The organism is Acidovorax cavernicola, assembly GCF_003581445.1.
Genome location: NZ_QXMN01000144.1, coordinates 1 through 2408, shown reverse-complemented (window position 1 = coordinate 2408; position 2408 = coordinate 1). Strand labels below are relative to the sequence as shown.

General features: G+C 63.9%; 2 protein-coding genes. One reads left to right on the top strand and one right to left on the bottom strand.

The window, feature by feature from the left end:
• Nucleotides 1–264 precede the first annotated feature (264 nt).
• Nucleotides 265–1176, bottom strand: a complete 912-nt coding sequence (locus D3H34_RS31785; protein ID WP_286186528.1) for a Bug family tripartite tricarboxylate transporter substrate binding protein — start codon at nt 1174–1176, stop codon at nt 265–267.
• Between the two features lie 438 nt (nt 1177–1614).
• Between D3H34_RS31785 and D3H34_RS31780 the strand changes: the two genes are divergently transcribed.
• Nucleotides 1615–2408, top strand: a 794-nt coding sequence (locus tag D3H34_RS31780; protein ID WP_147400551.1) for a porin, incomplete at its 3' end; no start/stop codon positions are given.

Genomic DNA, 2408 nt, shown 5'->3' with positions numbered 1-2408 from the left:
GGACTTGCCCGAACAGGCGGTGGACAGCAGTGTGGTGGACACCAGGGAACTGAGCAGGAAACGGCGGCGAAGCATGGAGAACAAACCCGTGAGAAAAGCGACGAAAGCCGGCAAGGATAGCGCTCCCGCTGCACGGGAAAGCCGACCGGTCATGGTTTTTTCGTGCAGAAAACACGCGCAAAGTTCCCGCCACGCCCGGGCAACAAAAAATCTGCCAGGCCCGTGAGAGGGCAAGGCAGATCGGTGGGCAGCGCGGCCGGGAACTTACTGCGGCGCAATCTTGGCGGTCTTGATCACATCGCCCCAGCGCTTGACTTCCGAAGCAAGCAGCGCCGAAGCCTCCTGCGGGGTGCTGGGCTGGGCATCGACATTCAGGTCCTGGAGCTTCTTCTTCACATCGGGCGAATTCAGCGCGGCGACGATCACCTGATTGAGCCGGGCAATGACCGGCGCGGGCGTCTTCGCGGGCGCGGCCAGGCCATTCCAGCTGCGCGCCACATAGCCGGGCAGTCCGGCTTCCTTGGTCGTGGGCACGTCGGGCAGCACGGCGGCGCGCTTGTCGCTGGTCACGGCCAGCGCGCGCAGCGCCTTGGACTGGATCTGCGTGAGCACCGGCGCGACGATTTCCACGGCCGCGTCGATCTGGCCGCCGCGCAACGCGGTGACCACGGCGGGCGTGCCGTTGAAAGGCACGATCTGCACATCGACGCCCGCCGCCGACTTGAACATTTCCGCAGTCAGATGCTGCGTGCTGCCGACGTTGATCGAGCCGAGATTCAATTTGCCGGGGTTGGCCCTGGCAAATGCCAGCAGCTCGCCAAACGTCTTCAAGCGCGAATTCGCGGCGGTGACCACGGCCAGATCGAAATAGCCGAGCGTGGAGACCGGAGCGAAGTCCTGCAGCGTCTTGAACGGCAGGGCCTTGAACAGGCCTTCGCTCACGGCCGTGCCGTTGGACATCAGCAGCAAGGTGTGGCCATCGGGCTCGGCCTTGGCGACGGTGTCGCCCGCGACGATGCCGCCCGCGCCCGGCTTGTTCTCGATCACCACGGCCTGACCCAGGGATTCCGCCATCTTCTGGGCGACGACGCGCGCCGTCACATCGGCCACCCCGCCCGCGCCGAACGGCACGACGATGCGCACCGCCTTGGTCGGGAAGTTCTGCGCAAAAGCCATCGGCGTGAAGAGCGCGGTGGCCACCAGGGCGCCGAGCAACTGCTTGAATTTCATAACTGTCTGTCCGTTGAATCGTTGAACAAGTCCGTGGCCCAGGACGCGCTTCAGGCGCGCTGGACAAGGCCGCAAGCGCCTCCCAAGGTATAACGAAAGCGCATAGCGTTTGCCCTGCATTATTGGGCTTGTGTGCTCAGAATTGGAAAAATTCCCACAAGTGAAAACCCTTGGTTTTCGCACTGCGAACACCTTCCTCCTGCAAAGAATTCACTGCCATATTCCGTGGCGGCGCCTTGCCACACAAGGATTTCAGCTCGAATCGCGCGTCACGCCCGCCGGCGTCGGCATATCAGCTATGCCATATTTGTCTACCTCCAGCACAAGGATCCCGACAAACTCCATCCCTCGTTATTACTCAAAATTACATCGAGGAGACATGACATGCACAAAATTTCAGCACTTGCACTGTTGGCCATCAGCGCGGCCGTGCCCACGCTGGCCCAGAGCCAAAGCAGCGTCACGGTGTACGGCATCGTGGACGCCGCCGTACGCACGCAAAGCGGCCTGACCGCCGGCTATGCGGGCACGCCGAAGAACACCACGGTCCTCAACAGCGGCGTCGGCCCCACCAGCCGCTGGGGCCTGCGCGGCCAGGAAGACCTGGGCGGCGGCCTGAAGGCCACTTTCAACCTCGAATCCACGCTGGGCGTGGACGCCGGCAATTCCGGTTCGGCCGCAGGCTTCTTCGACCGCGCCGCCGTGCTGGGCCTGGCGGGCAACTGGGGCGCGGTGACCGCCGGCCGCCAGAACACGCTGGTCGCAGACTCGATCGTCTTTTCCGACCCCATCGGCATGCGCTTCGCGGGCATGAATCCCAACATCCAGGTCACCAGCCTCACGGGCCACCGCCTGGGCATCGAATACGGTGCGACCAACACCAATGCCGCGTCCAACCGCGTCAACAACTCGATCAAGTACTCGGGCACTTTCGGTGGCCTGACCGCGCGCGCGATGTACAGCTTTGGCGAGTCCGCCGCGTCCACCACCCGCCAGGACTCCAAGGGACTGGGTCTGAACTACGTTGTCGGCGACCTGGCCCTGACCAGCGCCTACACGCAGTTCCACGATGCCAACGGCCTCGAACTGGACGCCGCCACCGTCGGCGGTGCCTGGAAGACCGGCAACCTGCGCCTGATGCTCAACTACGGCCGCAACCAGGGCGATACGACCACCAC